The organism is Paenibacillus motobuensis (assembly GCF_039521865.1).
Lineage (GTDB): Bacteria > Bacillota > Bacilli > Paenibacillales > Paenibacillaceae > Fontibacillus > Fontibacillus motobuensis.
The window spans coordinates 38,129-54,018 of the sequence record NZ_BAAACX010000023.1; the positions used below are offsets into that span (position 1 = coordinate 38,129).

Here is a 15,890-nt window from a genome sequence, read left to right on the forward strand (position 1 = left end):
CTTCATGCTTGACCTCGCGATCAGAAGTGGACTTTTTGATCCACCTCTATTACCTATAGAAGAGCATATTGAAGAAAGATATAATATTCCCCGACCACGAATACGCCAAATTATAGAGAGGTGCGATCGTGTAACGCTGCATGAATGGCACAACAAGTATAACTAAAAAGATAATAATAGACCAACTCTCAAACTGCTGCAGCTTGCCTAGCATCCGGCGTGGCACTATATCCTCCAGGATACGATAGCCATCCAGCGGAGGCAGTGGAATCAGATTGAACAAGAACAGGAAGAAGTTCATATAGATGAACATTCCGAAGAAAGTATGAAGAGCGATCGAAATTTTACTATTCCCGTCCATTAACAGATGAGGGATAACCCCGAATCGAAGCAGCACCACGTAAATAAACGCACCGAGAATCCCGAGCAGCAAATTGCTAAGCGGGCCAGCGATCGAGACGACAACCCCCATCATACGCGGCTTGCTGAAATTGTCCCGATTGACAGGAACCGGTCTTGCCCAGCCGAATCCAGCGATCAGGAGTAAAATAATTCCCAACAGGTCGAAATGCACCGCAGGATTCAAGGTGACCCTACCCAGCAATTTTGCCGTAGGATCACCGAATTTATTGGCAAAATAAGCATGTGAAAATTCATGTACCGTAAACGCAATTAATAAAGTGATGAGAAAAAAAGGAAGCTGGTCTAACGGAACACGTAAAATCTGATTCAAAAAATCCATAAATCTACCTCTTTCTCGCGACAAATGCGACCCAGTCTTCTTCCCGCGCCGTTTTCTCAATGTCGAATCCAGCCGTTACGAGCGCCTCCTGTACAATTTGCTCTTTGTTCTTGTAAATCCCCGATGCAATATAATAGCCGCCTGGCTGCAGGGCTTCGTATACGTCCTCAATGAAGAGCAGTATAATCTCTGCCAAAATATTCGCAACCACAACACGGACTGGCAGCTTAACGTCCAGCTTGAACTGTTCTCCCTGCTTCAGAACTGAGAGCAGATCACTCTCGACGACTTGAATGCGGTCCTCAAACTGATTCAGCTTCGTATTCTCCATCGCACTAGTGACTGCAATGGGATCAAGGTCTAATGCAAGCACTCGGGAAGCCCCTAACTGGCAAGCACCAATCGCTAGAATACCAGAACCTGTTCCAACATCAATAACCTCGTCCCCTTCCTGGATAACTCCTTCCAAGGTGCGCAAGCACAGTGATGTGGTTGGATGTGTGCCTGTTCCAAAGGCCATTCCAGGATCAAGTTCAATAATCTTCTCATCTGCAGATTGTGGCTCATAATCTTCCCAGGTCGGTTTAATCGTCAACTTCTCCGACACGCGCAGCGGCTTGAAATACTGCTTCCAGTTATTCGCCCAATCATCCTCATGTACATCTCTGACTGTAATTTCGGCCTTGCCTGGATCAATATTGAAAGCACGAAGCTCTTCCGTACGTTCTTTCACTTGCTCTATAACCTCATCCATATCAGAGCCCTGTGCAAAGTATCCACTAATCTTCGCTTCACCTTCAGGGATATCATTCGGTGGAATCTCGAACCATTGACCAAGCGATGTATCTCTAGGTTTGCTGTTGTCAACATGCTCCTCAATGGTCACGCCGCCGGCCCCGGCTTCATGCAGAAAATTAGAGACCATTTCCACAGCTTCCTCAGTAGTATGTATAGTAAGTTCTTTCCAGATCATCGTATGATTTCCTCCTTAGCATCCATGCATAAGATTTATTGTACTATAGAATGTGGCAAGTTGACAAAAAAGCCGCGTACGCGGCTTTTCGGAAAGTGTTCTATAAACGTTATGGATTCAATTTCTTACGATACTGCATACGAGCGTCCGCCCGTTCACTCCGCTCCAACGCTTCCCAATCTTCCTGATCGGCCTGCTCTTCGGAGAATTCAACATCTTCGTAATGACCATCGGCTCCTGCGGCAGCAGGGCTTTTCCTATGATTGTGACCCGATTGCGAGTGATTCAAATTCAATCTCTCCTTCTCGTGATTTTTTATGTGCTTTTCTGACATGCTTAGTTATAGCCCTCATCTTGTGTTAAATCAAACCTCCGGCTTCCTCTACAATACGAAGCGCCTGATGGTGCATGCTCTCATCCACAACGGCCGTAAGCAGAATATCATGGCCTGTAGGACCTCCCTGCCCGCCGTGGCTCATTCCGCTATGGGAGGGATCAGCGGCGTACAACACCCCACTGGAGTTGGCCAGATCAGAGCCATGCATCATCGCCGGCACCCCTGTACGGTCCGCTAAGGATTGAAACAGACCAGAGTTCTGTTCCGAGTAGCGGCTGAACCGATCGACCGATACATCAAGCGCCCTTATAGCATTCAATTTACGAGCAACGCCCTCTGCCTCTTCAGGACTCTTGAAATAGGCCAAAATATTTTTCTCACCCATACCATTACCTGCCTCTCCTTCCGGATGATCCGGCAAAATCAGGAATCCTGCATATATGCAGTTTCCTTGAAGTTTTATCATGTATTTCACGTATCTTTTTTATGCAAATATTAATTAAAATTTGTGTTCAAAAAGGCCGGTTTTCAGCACCGAGAAGATTGGATGAAGCTAGGGATTGAGGAGCGGAGCGTACGTAGTGGGTACGTGAGCACCGGAGGTCCCGGGTGAATTCAAGATTCGATGTCGAAATTGCTTCCTGAATTCACTTCGTGAATCAAAATTGGACTTTTTGAACTACCTCTTAAAATTTGAAACCCATGTCCATGTCTTACGTATTACATTAATATCTAGATTACAGGAGGGTATCTACTAACCATGTTGAAGAAAATGATGATGATTGTGATGGCATTTACGTTGCTAATTGCCTTCACTAGTCCTGACTCGGTCGATGCAAGACGCGGTGGCGGCTTCAAATCAGGACCAAGAACTTACTCGCCAACACCGAAAAAGACAACAACCAATAATTATAAGAAGTCAGACACGACGACCAATAGTAAAATGTCCGGCACTAAAAACGGCATGAACAGCAATCGCGGATTTTTCAGTGGCGGCAGCTTCATGAAAGGTCTTATGGTTGGTGGCCTCGCCGGAATGCTATTTGGCGGCGTATTCGGCAATATGGGCTTCCTCGGCAACATGCTGGGTATGGCGATTAACCTTCTGGCTATCTACTTCATTATTATGATTGTGGTCTCCTTATTCCAGCGCTTCAGGAAGAAGCCTCAACACCCCGGCGGACCAAATGATTACGATCGTGGAGGAAGGTACTAATTACATGGTTCTCAGCATGGATGAAATTATCAATGCCATTTGCCTCCATACCGCCGAAAGAACCGGCGTCCGTCCCACCGACGTTCAAGTCGAACTCAGCTGGGATGAGGAATACGGATATACCGGGGAGATTTGGGTGAACGGCCGCAGCCGATATATCGTCGAGTTGAATATTATCGAGGCGATCATGCAATATGTATATCGTGAATATGGAATTCGCGCTTTCCGTGATGATATTAAGCTGGACCTGGATGAAGAGATTACAGCGATGATCCAGGAATCTACGTATTAAGGCTAAATACAAAAAGCACTAAGACGACCTTAGTGCTTTTTTGTATGTCTTTATTTGGATACATGATAAATAAAAAATAATATTTTTAGATGAAAAGATCAGTCTCCACGAAATGCCTTCTTCATGCGGTCAAAGAAGGACTGCTCATTCTCGTGCGTCTGCTCTCCGCTAAGAGATGCGAATTGACGCAGCAAATCCTTCTGTTCCTCATTCAGCTTGCTTGGAGTAATGACCACCACTTTAACATGCTGATCGCCCTGACCGACTCCACGCAATCTAGGAACACCCTTGCCCTTAAGACGGAAAAAGGTCCCTGTTTGCGTACCGGCAGGTATCTTCAGCTTCACTTTCTCGCTCAACGTCGGAATCTCGATCTCATCACCGAGTGCTGCCTGAGCAAAAGTAAGCGGTACTTCACAATAAATATCGTCGCCTTCACGCTCGAAGAAATCATGCGATTTCACATTAATGATAATATACAAATCTCCGGAAGGGCCTCCACGAAGTCCGCCTTCTCCTTCACCGGCCATGCGCATTTGCGCACCATCATCCACCCCAGCAGGGATACGGATATGGATCTTGCGCTGCTTCTTCACTTGCCCGTTGCCGCCACAGGTTGAGCATTTCTCCTTAATGATCTTGCCCTTGCCGCCGCAATTGCTACATGCACGACGATTAACCATACGGCCAAACGGCGTGTTCTGCACCACTTCCTGCTGACCGCTGCCATGACAGACGGAGCAAGTCTCTGGCTTAGTCCCCGGTTTAGCCCCGGAGCCAAAGCAAGTGTCACAGCTCTCCGTTCTAGGAATGCGTATGTCCATCTCCTTGCCGAAGACAGCTTCCTTGAACTCAATCGTCAGATTATACTGCAGATCATTTCCTCGCTGCGGCGCGTTCGGGTCACGGCGGCCACCGCCACCGAAGAACATATCGAAGATATCGCCAAAGCCACCGAAGTCGCCACCTTGGAAGCCTCCGCCCATTCCCTGGTTCGGATCGACATGTCCGTATTGGTCATAACGAGCCCGTTTACCGCTATCACTCAGAACATCGTAGGCTTCTTTGACCTCTTTAAATTTATCCTCTGCATCGCTCGCCTTGTTCACGTCCGGATGATATTGGCGTGCCAGCTTGCGATATGCTTTCTTGATCTCATCATCATTGGCGCTCTTGGACACACCAAGCACTTCATAATAATCTCGCTTCTCAGCCATCCTTCCACCCCCGTTATCGCTTGATTGGCGTGCCGAAAGTAAATCCTTCCCTTAATCCGGCAAAAGGAAAGTCAAAGCGCGTCAAATGCCCGACACTTTGACCTTCCCATTCACCAAAGCCTATTTCATATCAAAATTGACCTATGAGCAGGCATGATTCTTATTGCTTATCGTCGTCCACGACTTCGTAGTCTGCATCTACGACATTATCCTTCTTCGCACCGCCAGCTTGCCCTGCATCAGCATCTGCACCTGCTTGCGCCTGTGCTTGCTCATACAGCTTCACGGACAGCTGTTGAACGATTTCTGTCAATTTTTCGGTAGCAGCTTTGATAGTATCTACATCATCGCTTTCAACTGCTTTTTTCAGCTCTTCTTTGGCTGCGTCGGCTTTTTCCTTCTCACCAGCATCTACCTTATCGCCAAGCTCTTTAATGGTCTTGTCAACGCTGTAGATCAATTGGTCAGCCGCGTTCTTGGCTTCAACCAGCTCTTTGCGCTTCTTGTCTTCTTCCGCATGCAGCTCGGCATCTTTCATCATACGATCGATTTCTTCATCATTCAAGCCGCTGGAGGAAGTGATCGTAATCTTCTGGCTCTTGCCAGTTCCTTTATCTGTTGCGGATACATTAACGATACCGTTGGCATCGATGTCGAAGCTAACCTCGATTTGTGGTACACCGCGTGGAGCGAGAGGAATGTCGCCCAGCATGAAGCGTCCCAGCGTCTTGTTGCCAGCTGCCATCTCGCGTTCCCCTTGAAGAACGTGAATTTCTACGCTCGGCTGGTTATCCGCATAAGTTGAGAATACTTGGGATTTACTTGTTGGGATCGTCGTGTTACGCTCGATCATCTTCGTAAATACCCCGCCAGCTGTCTCAATACCGAGGGACAGCGGAGTAACGTCAAGCAATACAACGTCTTTCACGTCACCAGTCAGTACACCAGCTTGAACCGCAGCACCGAGGGCAACTACTTCATCCGGGTTAACGCCTTTATGAGGCTCTTTGCCAGTTACTTTCTTGATGGCTTCCTGTACCGCAGGAATACGAGTGGATCCACCAACAAGAACAACCTTGTCGAGATCCGCAGGAGTTAAACCTGCATCGCTCAGCGCACGGCGAGTTGGGCCCATCGTACGTTCAACAAGATCTTCAGTCAATTCTTCGAACTTAGCACGAGTCAGGTTCAACTCCAAGTGTTGAGGCACGCCATCAACGACAGTGATGAACGGCAGGGAGATTGTTGTAGTAAGTACGCCGGACAATTCCTTCTTTGCTTTCTCCGCAGCATCTTTCAAACGTTGTACTGCTGCTTTGTCCTTGCTCAAGTCGATGCCTTGATCCTTCTTGAATTCAGCAACCAGATAGTCGATGATCGCTTGGTCAAAGTCATCGCCGCCCAAGTTGTTGTCACCGCTTGTCGCTTTAACTTCGAAGAAGCCGTCACCAAGCTCAAGGATGGATACGTCAAACGTACCGCCGCCCAGGTCATAGACGAGGATCGTATGATCTTCTGCTTTTTCCATACCATAAGCAAGCGCAGCTGCTGTAGGCTCGTTGACGATACGTAGCACTTCAAGACCAGCAATTTTACCGGCATCCTTAGTCGCTTGACGCTGGCTATCATTAAAATAAGCAGGAACCGTGATAACTGCTTGGGTTACCGTTTGTCCTAGATAAGCCTCAGCATCGGATTTCAGCTTCTGCAGGATGATGGCCGAGATCTCTTGTGGAGTGTAGTCCTTACCATCAATGTTTTCTTTATGGTTCGAACCCATATGTCTTTTTATAGAATTAATCGTACGATCCGGATTTGTGATGGCTTGACGTTTTGCAGTCTCGCCGACGATCCGTTCGCCATCCTTCTTGAAGCCTACTACGGAAGGGGTTGTACGCGCACCTTCTGGGTTAGGAATAACAACGGCTTCGCCGCCTTCCATAACTGCTACGCAGGAGTTTGTTGTACCAAGGTCAATACCAATAACTTTACTCATGTGGATATCCTCCTTAAATAGTTCGTATCGTAAATTCAGATTTTCAAATTTAGCAGCCCAATTCTAGCCGCCAGAATGCGTTGCCGATGGGCTTAGCCGCTAACCTTAACCATAGCTGGGCGCAGCACTTTATCCTTGAGCAGATATCCGCTCTGAACTTCCTCAACGACGATGCCTTCTTCGTATTCATCCGATTCCACCTGCATGATGGCCTGATGGAATTCAGGATTGAACGCTTCTCCGACAGCCTCCATCTTCTTCAAGCCTTCGGCCTGGAGTACGTTCTCAAATTGGCGGATTATCATCTCAACACCTTTGGAATATGCGACAACTTCTTCATTGTCACTTACCGTTCCCAGAGCTCTCTCGAAGTTATCGATAACAGGAAGAAGCTCGGAGATCAGCTTGGCTGAAGCATATTTCGCCAGATCTTCCTTCTCCTTCACCGTACGACGGCGGAAATTATCATAATCAGCCTGAACGCGCAAGAGCCGCTGCTGCTGCTCTTCCAGTTCAGCCTGAAGTTTATCAAGCTCTTCGTTTGCCTTATTATCCGAGGCATTGGTCGACGCCGCTTCGGCCTCTGGAGCCATCTGCTCCTCCGCCTCATGACTTTGACCTTGATCCACATCCATGCCATGATTCAATTCTTCCTCTTGATTGATTGTATCTTGAACAGGCTGTTGTTCCTTCAAGATGTCACCTCCTTGACTTTCATCGCTAATAGTTACTTGTCATGCTTCTTGGTAAAGAACTGGGTCAAATTCTTGGACAATATATCCAAAATCGGTATCACCCGAGCGTAATCCATCCGGGTGGGTCCCAAAATACCAATTGTTCCAACAGATTCGCCTTCGATCGCATAGGTTGCAGTAATCAAACTGCAATTGACAAAGACATCATGATTAATCTCGGAACCGATGCGCACTTGAATTCCCGTGCCTGCAGAAGCAGAGGCCAACATCTTCATTAATGTCGGCGTCTCCTCGAACAGATCAAGGATGCCTTTGATTTTGTCAACATCCCGGAACTCCGGTTGAGTCAGCATGTTCGTAGCTCCGCTAAGGAAGAGACGTTGACCATCCTGTCCATTGTCGAAGGCTTCATCAAGCACCTTCGTCAACTCTTCAAAATGCGTCACATAGCGCTGCATTTCCTGGCCAAGCTCATTGTACAGAGCGGATTTCAACTTATAGATTGGAACTCCTGTCAATTTGTGATTCAGCAAATTGACGACCTTCTCCATCTCCGCGATTGAGACGCCGGCTGGGATCGTAACTGTCTTGTTCTCCACCTGTCCGGTGTTCGTCACAATAATCGCCACCGCCGTATTATCGGACAGCGGGAGCAATTGGAAATGCCGCAAAGACGTATGAAAAACTTCCGGCCCAAGCAGGATGGAAGTGTAATTCGTCATATGGGAAAGGATCGTTCCGGCATGCTGGACAACCTGTTCAAGTGCATTTAGTTTTTCCGCAAAGAACATTTTCATTGTAGCCACTTCTTCAGGAGCAAGCAAATTTAATGGGGACAAGTGGTCCACATAATACCGATACCCCTTATGAGACGGAATGCGTCCGGCCGAGGTATGCGGCTGCTCAAGAAAACCAAGCTCCTCAAGATCTGCCATCTCGTTACGGATCGTAGCGGGACTGTACCCGACATCGCCACGTTTGGAGATGCTTCGGGACCCCACTGGTTCCGCCGAGCGAATATAGTCATCTACTATAGCATTCAAAATCATTCTCTGGCGTTCCGTCAACATGGAAATCCCTCCTAGATCCAAGATTTTGATCAGGTCGTTAGCACTCGATGGAGTCGAGTGCTAAACCCTATTACAAAAATACCAAACCAACCTGACGATTGTCAAGTCAGTCCAGTATCTTGAGCACTGCTATTTCATCGCAAGCATTCTGCTTGGAACAATTCACGCAATCCGTCCATACCTTCTCTGGGAAGATATCTTTCTCTACAACGTCAAAGCCATTCTTCAGAAAGAAGGAAACCTCATAAGTCAGCGCCATAACCTTCGGTATACCCTGCACTCTCGCCTCTTCTACCAATTGCTTGACAAGCATCGATCCAAGCCCCTGGCCCTTATAACCTTCGGCGATACCAAGCGAACGAATCTCCACCAGTTCGTCGCCTAACTTACAGAGCGATCCACAGCCAACGACTACCCCATCCACCTCGGTTACTACGAAATCATTGATCAGCCGTTCCAGCACTTTACGGGAGCGCGGCAGCATAATTCCTTTGCGTGCATAATCATCAATCAGTAAGTATAATTGCTCTACATCCTCAAGTGTTGCTCTTCTGCTTACCGCAACGGCTGGCATAGATTCTCCCCCTCAAATCCCAATTTCCAATATTTAATACGAATAAATATACATGATGTCGTATAAAACTTCAAGAGGGAAAATTCGTTCTATTCTGTGGGATCTAAGCAACAGGCCCTTATATAATGAAAGAACAAAGGAAATCGCCAAAATAGCGACACCTTTGTTCTTAATTTGAGCTAATATTTATTTAGGTTCCGTGAGTGTGTCGATAAATTCAGCAAACACCTCATTACCGAACAAAATCCCTTTCTCACTAAGCCGATATCCGCCCTCGTCCTCATGACGCTCAAGCAATCCGGATTCCACCATCTTGCGCAAATGACTGCCGAACATATCCTCAAGCTTCACTGCAAATTGGGCCTCAAAATCTGCATCTCGAATTCCATCCAGCATACGCAGACCAACCATCATGAAGTCCTCCATCGCTTCCTCACGAGGAACCGTAAATTGATCCAGGCGTGGGAGCCGCGTATTCGCTGCTTCTACGTAAGGGTTAACTCCCTTAATGTTGATATGACGCTGACGACCTACATATCCATGTGCTCCGGCCCCAAAGCCGTAGTAATCCTCATTTCGCCAATAGGTAATGTTGTGACGGCTCTCATAGCCCGGCTTGGCAAAATTGCTAATCTCATACTGCTTATATCCAGCTTCCTTCATCCGCTCCATCAGCAATAAATACATCTTCAGTTCAGCCTCTTCATCTGGAAGAGGAAGTTGATTCTTCTGATACAGCGTATGGAACAGCGTATTCTCTTCTACCTTCAGGCTGTAGATCGAGTAATGCGGCAGACCAAGCTCAAGCGCTTTTTGCACACTGTAATCAAGCATCTCCACGGTCTGATTCGGCAGACCGAACATCAGATCGATCGAGAGATTATGCAGTCCGGCCTTATGGGCATTCTCTATGCTGCGGTACACATCATCAGTATTGTGAATACGACCAATCCCGGACAATAGCTCATTCTGGAATGCCTGAACCCCGAAGCTGACCCGATTCACACCCCCTTCACGCATCACCTTCAGCTTCTCCAGATCGGTCGTCCCTGGATTGGCTTCCATCGAGAACTCGATATCCGTAGTAAAGTTAGGAAAATGCTTGCGCACAGAAGCGAGAAAGAACTCCATCTCCTGTGGGTTTAATACGGTAGGTGTACCTCCGCCAACAAAGATGCTGCGAATTTCCCCCGGAGGTGTTTGGCTGACCGTAAGCTCTATTTCATGGTCCAATGCCCGCAAATAGTCCATAACCGGTTGGTCCTTCAGCACATACGAATTGAAATCGCAGTAGAAGCATTTATTGGTGCAGAAGGGAATATGAATATAAACCGCCTTCGGAGCGGATGACTTCACTTCAATCTCCTGTTCAGGCATTCCCTGTCCTTCATTATTTATCATATGGTTCACGGCAATGCCTCCTTTAATATATAGTTCAAAAAGTCCACTTTTTAAGAAAACCTGATCGAGGCAATTCAGGGATGAGCGACCGCGATGCAAAGGGTGCTGAAAATCGCACTTTTTGAACTCACTCTTTATACTCACCAAAAGTCAAAAGGAAAGCCCGAAGGCTTCCCCCTATTGAAGATCTCTTCTATTTATCATCAATTTTGAGTACAGCCATAAATGCTTCCTGCGGCACTTCAACACTGCCGACCTGCTTCATCCGCTTCTTGCCTTCCTTCTGCTTCTCGAGCAGCTTCCGCTTCCGCGAGATGTCGCCGCCGTAACACTTGGCAAGCACATTCTTACGCATCGCCTTAACAGTCTCCCGGGCGATAATCTTCGTCCCGACTGAAGCCTGGATCGGCACCTCGAACATCTGACGTGGAATCAGCTCGCGCAGCTTCTCACAGATGACCCGGCCGCGGTGATACGCCTTCTCACGGTGAACGATGAAGGAGAGCGCATCGACCTGCTCGCCATTAAGCAGAATATCCATCTTAACCAGATTGGATTTGCGGTAGCCGGAAATTTCGTAATCGAAGGAGGCGTAGCCTTTCGTACTCGATTTCAATTGATCGAAGAAATCGTATACGATCTCTGAGAGCGGGATCTGGTACGTAATCGTCACACGGGTCGTATCGAGATACTCCATATTGACGAATTCACCGCGCTTGGTCTGGCAGAGCTCCATTACGGTACCCACAAAATCATTAGGTACGATGATCGCTGCTTTGACGTAAGGCTCTTCTACATATTCAATCTTGCCGATCTCCGGATAGTTAGACGGGTTGTCGATCGTGATCATCTCGCCATTAGTCAGCGTGATATGATAGATAACGCTCGGTGCCGTCGTAATCAACGGAATGTTGAATTCACGTTCGATTCGTTCCTGGATAACATCCATATGAAGCAAACCGAGGAATCCGCAACGGAAGCCGAAGCCGAGAGCGCTTGAAGTCTCTGGTTCGAAGCTAAGCGATGCATCGTTCAACTGCAACTTCTCCAATGCCTCACGAAGATCGTTATAATCCGAAGATTCGATCGGATAGAGACCGCAGAACACCATCGGATTGATCTTGCGATAACCTGGCAGTGGCTCCGGAGTAGGATTCTTGGCATCTGTTACTGTATCGCCGACCCGAGTATCTCCGACATGCTTGATCCCGGCGACAATAAATCCAACATCGCCAACATTCAATTCATCGACAATGGTCATACGCGGTTTGAAGGCTCCTACTTCAATAACTTCAAACACTTTGTCGGTAGCCATCATCTTAATCTTGGATCCGGCCTTAATCTGCCCGTCAACGACCCGAACATAGACGATAACACCCTTGTACGGGTCGTAGTGCGAGTCAAAAATCAGCGCCTTCAGCGGCTGATCCGGATCGCCTGTCGGCGCTGGCACCTTCTGTACGACCTGCTCTAGAATTTCCTTGATCCCGATGCCCGCTTTTGCAGAAGCATGAACCGCCTCGCTAGCGTCGAGCCCGATCACTTCTTCAATCTCTTCCTTCACACGTTCCGGGTCCGCACTTGGCAGGTCAATCTTGTTGATGACTGGAAGTATCTCCAGATCATTATCAAGAGCTAAATACACGTTAGCGAGCGTCTGCGCTTCAATTCCCTGCGCCGCATCCACGACAAGCAGAGCTCCCTCACAAGCCGCGAGGCTGCGCGATACTTCATACGTAAAGTCCACATGTCCCGGGGTGTCAATCAGATTAAGGATATATTCCTCACCATCATCGGCCTTATAGGACAGCCGAACTGCTTGCAGCTTAATCGTGATGCCGCGTTCCCGTTCCAGATCCATTTTATCGAGCACCTGCTCCTGCATTTCGCGGGAAGTGAGCGCACCGGTATATTCGAGAATCCGGTCAGCTAATGTCGATTTCCCATGGTCTATATGTGCAATGATACTGAAATTACGAATTTTTTGTTGTCGAAGCTTAATATCTGTCATCCTTACCCCCACCACAAAATCCTTTTGAGTACAATCAATTCATTATATCAGTTGCAAGGACGGACAGCAATTAGGCAATTGTAAAAGCTGCATTTATATAATAACCTACCGATTTCAGCATCATCCGCGGTATCTTCATGAGTATTGACCGCATAGTCGACAATTTCCTGATCCGTTGTATACGCTACAGCAACATAAGTATCAGTTGCATCATCCGAGAAATCGTCCAGCGAAAGGTATGACCGCACTATTAGAAATACCAGCCACACCTTGAGATACAATCGGGTTTTCCTGATGTCTTCATACGGGACCAACCGTATTGTGTGGCCTTTCCTGCCAAGGAATATTGGGCAGATTATCAAAGCCAACTCCAACGAAACTGGGTATCGCTATTTTGGCTAAAAAGATTACTAAATACTTTTAACGAAACTGGGTATCGTTATTCCGACGATTGAGGGGCTTAAAACCAGTTTTTCTCCTAAATAACGATCTGTAGGTTCGTTAGATTTATTTAGCCGCTATTTTTGAGGAAATAACGCTCTGCAGTTTCGTTAGAAAACTGAAAAAACTTTAAACAAGCTTTTTTAGCTACCTGACCGCCACGATCTCGGCGGTTTTTCTATATCCGTGGGATGCTAACAAACATTTGCAGCCGGGTCCGAGAATTACTATTGAAATAAGCAGGGAGTCGTTTTATATTAGGTGTAAGGTATTTATTTTGTTATATATTAATATAACAAATGATAACAAATGCTATTTTACGAGCATTTTTATCTAACAAACAATTCTGCTTTATTTGCCTAAAACGCCCTAGAGATCGAGAATCTTACAAAGGTGGTGTTATGAATGATCAGCTTTGAACAGTGGAGCAAGGAATTGCAGCAAGAACTGCAAGACAACATCCTGAAATTTTGGAGCGAGCATAGCATCGATTATGTTAATGGGGGCTTCTACGGCGCTATTGAACAGCCTATGAAGCTAATCCCTGAAGCTGACAAAGGGCTTGTCTTGAATACGCGTATCCTGTGGACTTTCGCTGCAGCATACCGTACTCTGCAGGTCCCACGTTACCTAGAAATAGCAGATAGAGCCTATCAATATTTGAGTGAATATTTCCTTGACCCGGATTATAGCGGGTTCTTCTGGATGGTCGACTATCAGGGCCGTCCCAGTAACGATAAGAAGCAGATCTACGGGCAAGCCTTTGCCATATACGCCTTGTCCGAATACTATTTGGCAACGAAGCATCAATCCGCTCTGGACTTATCTATCGCCACCTATCATCTCTTGGAGAAGCACAGTTATGACAGCGTATACAAGGGTTATGTCGAAGCTCTGTCCCGTGATTGGAAAGAGACAGATCACCTGAGTCTTAGTCACAAAGATTTGAATGAGAAGAAGTCGATGAATACCCATCTTCACATCCTGGAGGCCTACACCAATCTGTATAGAACATGGCCATCGCCTGAGCTTACTGTGAGCTTGACCGAACTTATACAGGTCACAATGCACCATATTATCGATTCGCATCAAGCGCGTTTCAATCTTTTCTTCGGTGAGAGCTGGAACGTTAAGGGCAATCATATCTCCTACGGCCACGATATCGAGGGGAGCTGGCTGCTTGTTGAGGCAGCGGAAGTACTGGGAGACCACGAACTGTTAAAAGAGGTCCATCAGACCGCTGTCGCCATGGCCGATACCGTGCTAGAGACAGGCGTGGACGATGACGGAGGGATCTGGAACGAGGCGAATCCGAACGGACTGATTGACACGAACAAGGATTGGTGGCCGCAGGCTGAAGCGATGGTTGGATTCTTCAACGCCTATCAATTAAGCGGAGAGCAGAAATTCGAGCAAGCGGCGCTGCGTTCCTGGAATTTCATTCAGAATTACCTTATTGATCGCACCTATGGTGAGTGGTATTGGGGAGTTAGCTCAGATGGATCTCCTCTCCCCCGTGGACCTAAGGTCAGCGCGTGGAAATGCCCCTACCATAATAGCAGGGCATGTCTGGAGATGTTAGAGCGACTGAAGCATCAAGTACTAAATTAACTCTGCACATACATCTCATAAGTTCAAATTGGATTTCATCACATAAGTCTTGGAGGGAATAACTATGAGTCTATTCGAAGATCGGAAACAAGCCATTACAGAACGCTATGAACATCTAATCACCCGCCTTAATGAGAAAATCCCTTACGGAAATGGAGTCTATGATCGCTATAAATATCCAGTATTAACAGCAGAGCATGCTCCACTTATCTGGAAATACGATTTCAATCCGGCCACCAATCCATTCTTCGCCGAGAGACTCGGGATTAACGCAGTTCTTAACCCCGGTGCCATCTATCTGAATGATAAGTATTACCTCGTAGCGCGCGTGGAAGGCTATGACCGCAAATCTTTCTTCGCCGTCGCCGAGAGTGATAACGGAATCGACAACTTCCGATTCTGGGATCACCCGATTGTCATGCCCGAGACCGAAGATCCTGATACGAATGTCTATGATATGCGTCTAGTTCAACATGAGGATGGCTGGATTTATGGCCTGTTCTGTACCGAGCGCAAAGATCCTGACGCCCCTACCGGAGATCTCTCCAGTGCGGTTGCGCAGTGCGGAATCGCCCGCACCAAAGATCTAATCACCTGGGAGCGTCTGGCTGATCTGAAATCCAGATCTCCGCAGCAGAGAAATGTTGTGCTGCATCCAGAGTTCGTCGATGGCAAATACGCCTTCTATACCCGACCACAAGACGGCTTCATAAGTGCAGGATCTGGTGGGGGCATCGGCTGGGGAGTGTCCGAATCAATCGAACACGCCAGCATCGACGAGGAATTGATCATCGATGAGCGCTGCTACCATACGATCAAAGAGGTCAAGAACGGCCAAGGCCCTGCCCCGATCAAGACGGATAAAGGCTGGCTGCACATTGCACACGGCGTTCGCGGCACCGCAGCCGGGCTAAGATATGTTCTCTATGCGTTCCTCACGGATCTGCAGGAGCCTTACAAAATCACTCATCGCCCAGGTGGGCACTTTATCGCCCCGCAAGGTGAGGAACGAGTTGGCGACGTCTCCAATGTCGTATTCTGCAACGGCGTCATCGCCAGAGAGAACGGAGAAGTATACATTTACTACACTTCCTCCGATACCCGGATTCATGTAGCAACAACGACAGTAGATCAATTGCTCGATTACTGCGTGAATACCCCCGAGGATCCGCTTCGCTCTTACGCTTGCGTACAGCAAAGATTACAATTAGTCGACCGGAATCTAGAATACATGAGAGTACACTTATAGTGGTTGTTCAAAAAGTCCGGTTTTTGATAAGAAAACCTGACCGAGGTCAGTTCAAGGATGAGCGA

At 47.4% G+C, this 15,890-nt stretch carries 15 protein-coding genes; 4 read left to right on the forward strand and 11 right to left on the reverse strand.

Annotated elements, in window-relative coordinates; all coding sequences use genetic code 11:
- Nucleotides 1-49: 49 nt before the first annotated feature.
- The 4 genes from ABD014_RS21860 to ABD014_RS21875 form a co-directional block, all read right to left on the reverse strand.
- Complete coding sequence (locus tag ABD014_RS21860) at nucleotides 50-742, reverse strand: site-2 protease family protein (protein WP_343864868.1); 693 nt, start codon at nucleotides 740-742, stop codon at nucleotides 50-52.
- 4 nt (nucleotides 743-746) lie between these two features.
- On the reverse strand, nucleotides 747-1,715 hold the full coding sequence (prmA, locus tag ABD014_RS21865; RefSeq protein ID WP_343864870.1) for a 50S ribosomal protein L11 methyltransferase: 969 nt from the start codon (nucleotides 1,713-1,715) through the stop codon (nucleotides 747-749).
- Nucleotides 1,716-1,824: 109 nt separating this feature from the next.
- Nucleotides 1,825-2,004, reverse strand: coding sequence for a YfhD family protein (locus ABD014_RS21870; RefSeq protein ID WP_343864872.1), 180 nt, complete (start codon nucleotides 2,002-2,004; stop codon nucleotides 1,825-1,827).
- A 70-nt stretch (nucleotides 2,005-2,074) separates the two neighbouring features.
- Entirely contained in the window at nucleotides 2,075-2,437 is a 363-nt protein-coding gene (locus tag ABD014_RS21875; RefSeq protein ID WP_343864959.1) for a hypothetical protein, read from the reverse strand.
- 375 nt (nucleotides 2,438-2,812) lie between these two features.
- On the opposite strand from ABD014_RS21875, the gene ABD014_RS21880 reads away from it, so the two are divergent.
- Nucleotides 2,813-3,268, forward strand: a complete 456-nt coding sequence (locus ABD014_RS21880) for a hypothetical protein (protein ID WP_343864874.1) — start codon at nucleotides 2,813-2,815, stop codon at nucleotides 3,266-3,268.
- A 4-nt stretch (nucleotides 3,269-3,272) separates the two neighbouring features.
- Nucleotides 3,273-3,560, forward strand: coding sequence for a YxcD family protein (locus ABD014_RS21885; RefSeq protein WP_343864960.1), 288 nt, complete (start codon nucleotides 3,273-3,275; stop codon nucleotides 3,558-3,560).
- 98 nt (nucleotides 3,561-3,658) lie between these two features.
- Here the strand turns inward: ABD014_RS21885 and dnaJ are convergent, their stop codons facing one another.
- The 7 genes from dnaJ to lepA form a co-directional block, all read right to left on the reverse strand.
- Nucleotides 3,659-4,777, reverse strand: a complete 1,119-nt coding sequence (gene dnaJ / locus ABD014_RS21890; protein ID WP_343864876.1) for a molecular chaperone DnaJ — start codon at nucleotides 4,775-4,777, stop codon at nucleotides 3,659-3,661.
- Nucleotides 4,778-4,937: 160 nt separating this feature from the next.
- The gene (gene dnaK, locus ABD014_RS21895) at nucleotides 4,938-6,773 is read right to left on the reverse strand and encodes a molecular chaperone DnaK (protein WP_343864879.1); all 1,836 of its coding nucleotides are present in this window, start codon (nucleotides 6,771-6,773) and stop codon (nucleotides 4,938-4,940) included.
- A gap of 92 nt (nucleotides 6,774-6,865) precedes the next feature.
- The gene (grpE, locus tag ABD014_RS21900) at nucleotides 6,866-7,468 is read right to left on the reverse strand and encodes a nucleotide exchange factor GrpE (RefSeq protein ID WP_343864881.1); all 603 of its coding nucleotides are present in this window, start codon (nucleotides 7,466-7,468) and stop codon (nucleotides 6,866-6,868) included.
- Nucleotides 7,469-7,500: 32 nt separating this feature from the next.
- Nucleotides 7,501-8,538 carry a heat-inducible transcriptional repressor HrcA gene (hrcA, locus tag ABD014_RS21905; RefSeq protein ID WP_343864883.1) on the reverse strand — a complete coding sequence of 346 codons (1,038 nt, stop codon included), beginning with the start codon at nucleotides 8,536-8,538 and terminating at the stop codon, nucleotides 7,501-7,503.
- A 106-nt stretch (nucleotides 8,539-8,644) separates the two neighbouring features.
- The gene (locus ABD014_RS21910; protein WP_343864885.1) at nucleotides 8,645-9,112 is read right to left on the reverse strand and encodes an N-acetyltransferase; all 468 of its coding nucleotides are present in this window, start codon (nucleotides 9,110-9,112) and stop codon (nucleotides 8,645-8,647) included.
- Nucleotides 9,113-9,298: 186 nt separating this feature from the next.
- Nucleotides 9,299-10,489, reverse strand: coding sequence for a radical SAM family heme chaperone HemW (gene hemW / locus ABD014_RS21915; RefSeq protein ID WP_343864961.1), 1,191 nt, complete (start codon nucleotides 10,487-10,489; stop codon nucleotides 9,299-9,301).
- Between the two features lie 217 nt (nucleotides 10,490-10,706).
- Nucleotides 10,707-12,524 carry a translation elongation factor 4 gene (gene lepA, locus ABD014_RS21920; RefSeq protein ID WP_343864887.1) on the reverse strand — a complete coding sequence of 606 codons (1,818 nt, stop codon included), beginning with the start codon at nucleotides 12,522-12,524 and terminating at the stop codon, nucleotides 10,707-10,709.
- 846 nt (nucleotides 12,525-13,370) lie between these two features.
- Between lepA and ABD014_RS21925 the strand changes: the two genes are divergently transcribed.
- Both ABD014_RS21925 and ABD014_RS21930 read left to right on the forward strand, forming a co-directional pair.
- Nucleotides 13,371-14,576 (forward strand): AGE family epimerase/isomerase, encoded by a 1,206-nt coding sequence (locus ABD014_RS21925; protein ID WP_343864889.1) that lies wholly within the window; start codon nucleotides 13,371-13,373, stop codon nucleotides 14,574-14,576.
- A 64-nt stretch (nucleotides 14,577-14,640) separates the two neighbouring features.
- Nucleotides 14,641-15,825: a glycoside hydrolase family 130 protein gene (locus ABD014_RS21930; protein WP_343864890.1), complete on the forward strand. Its 1,185-nt coding sequence runs from the start codon at nucleotides 14,641-14,643 to the stop codon at nucleotides 15,823-15,825.
- Nucleotides 15,826-15,890 lie beyond the last annotated feature (65 nt).

Coding starts and splice junctions, on each gene's coding strand:
- dnaK (WP_343864879.1), bottom strand. CDS start 6,773: ATGAGTAAAGTTATTGGTATTGACCTTGGTACAACAAACTCCTGCGTA.
- ABD014_RS21885 (WP_343864960.1), top strand. CDS start 3,273: ATGGTTCTCAGCATGGATGAAATTATCAATGCCATTTGCCTCCATACC.
- hemW (WP_343864961.1), bottom strand. CDS start 10,489: ATGCCTGAACAGGAGATTGAAGTGAAGTCATCCGCTCCGAAGGCGGTT.
- hrcA (WP_343864883.1), bottom strand. CDS start 8,538: ATGTTGACGGAACGCCAGAGAATGATTTTGAATGCTATAGTAGATGAC.
- ABD014_RS21930 (WP_343864890.1), top strand. CDS start 14,641: ATGAGTCTATTCGAAGATCGGAAACAAGCCATTACAGAACGCTATGAA.
- ABD014_RS21910 (WP_343864885.1), bottom strand. CDS start 9,112: ATGCCAGCCGTTGCGGTAAGCAGAAGAGCAACACTTGAGGATGTAGAG.
- ABD014_RS21860 (WP_343864868.1), bottom strand. CDS start 742: ATGGATTTTTTGAATCAGATTTTACGTGTTCCGTTAGACCAGCTTCCT.
- prmA (WP_343864870.1), bottom strand. CDS start 1,715: ATGATCTGGAAAGAACTTACTATACATACTACTGAGGAAGCTGTGGAA.
- lepA (WP_343864887.1), bottom strand. CDS start 12,524: ATGACAGATATTAAGCTTCGACAACAAAAAATTCGTAATTTCAGTATC.
- ABD014_RS21875 (WP_343864959.1), bottom strand. CDS start 2,437: ATGGGTGAGAAAAATATTTTGGCCTATTTCAAGAGTCCTGAAGAGGCA.
- ABD014_RS21880 (WP_343864874.1), top strand. CDS start 2,813: ATGTTGAAGAAAATGATGATGATTGTGATGGCATTTACGTTGCTAATT.
- ABD014_RS21925 (WP_343864889.1), top strand. CDS start 13,371: ATGATCAGCTTTGAACAGTGGAGCAAGGAATTGCAGCAAGAACTGCAA.
- dnaJ (WP_343864876.1), bottom strand. CDS start 4,777: ATGGCTGAGAAGCGAGATTATTATGAAGTGCTTGGTGTGTCCAAGAGC.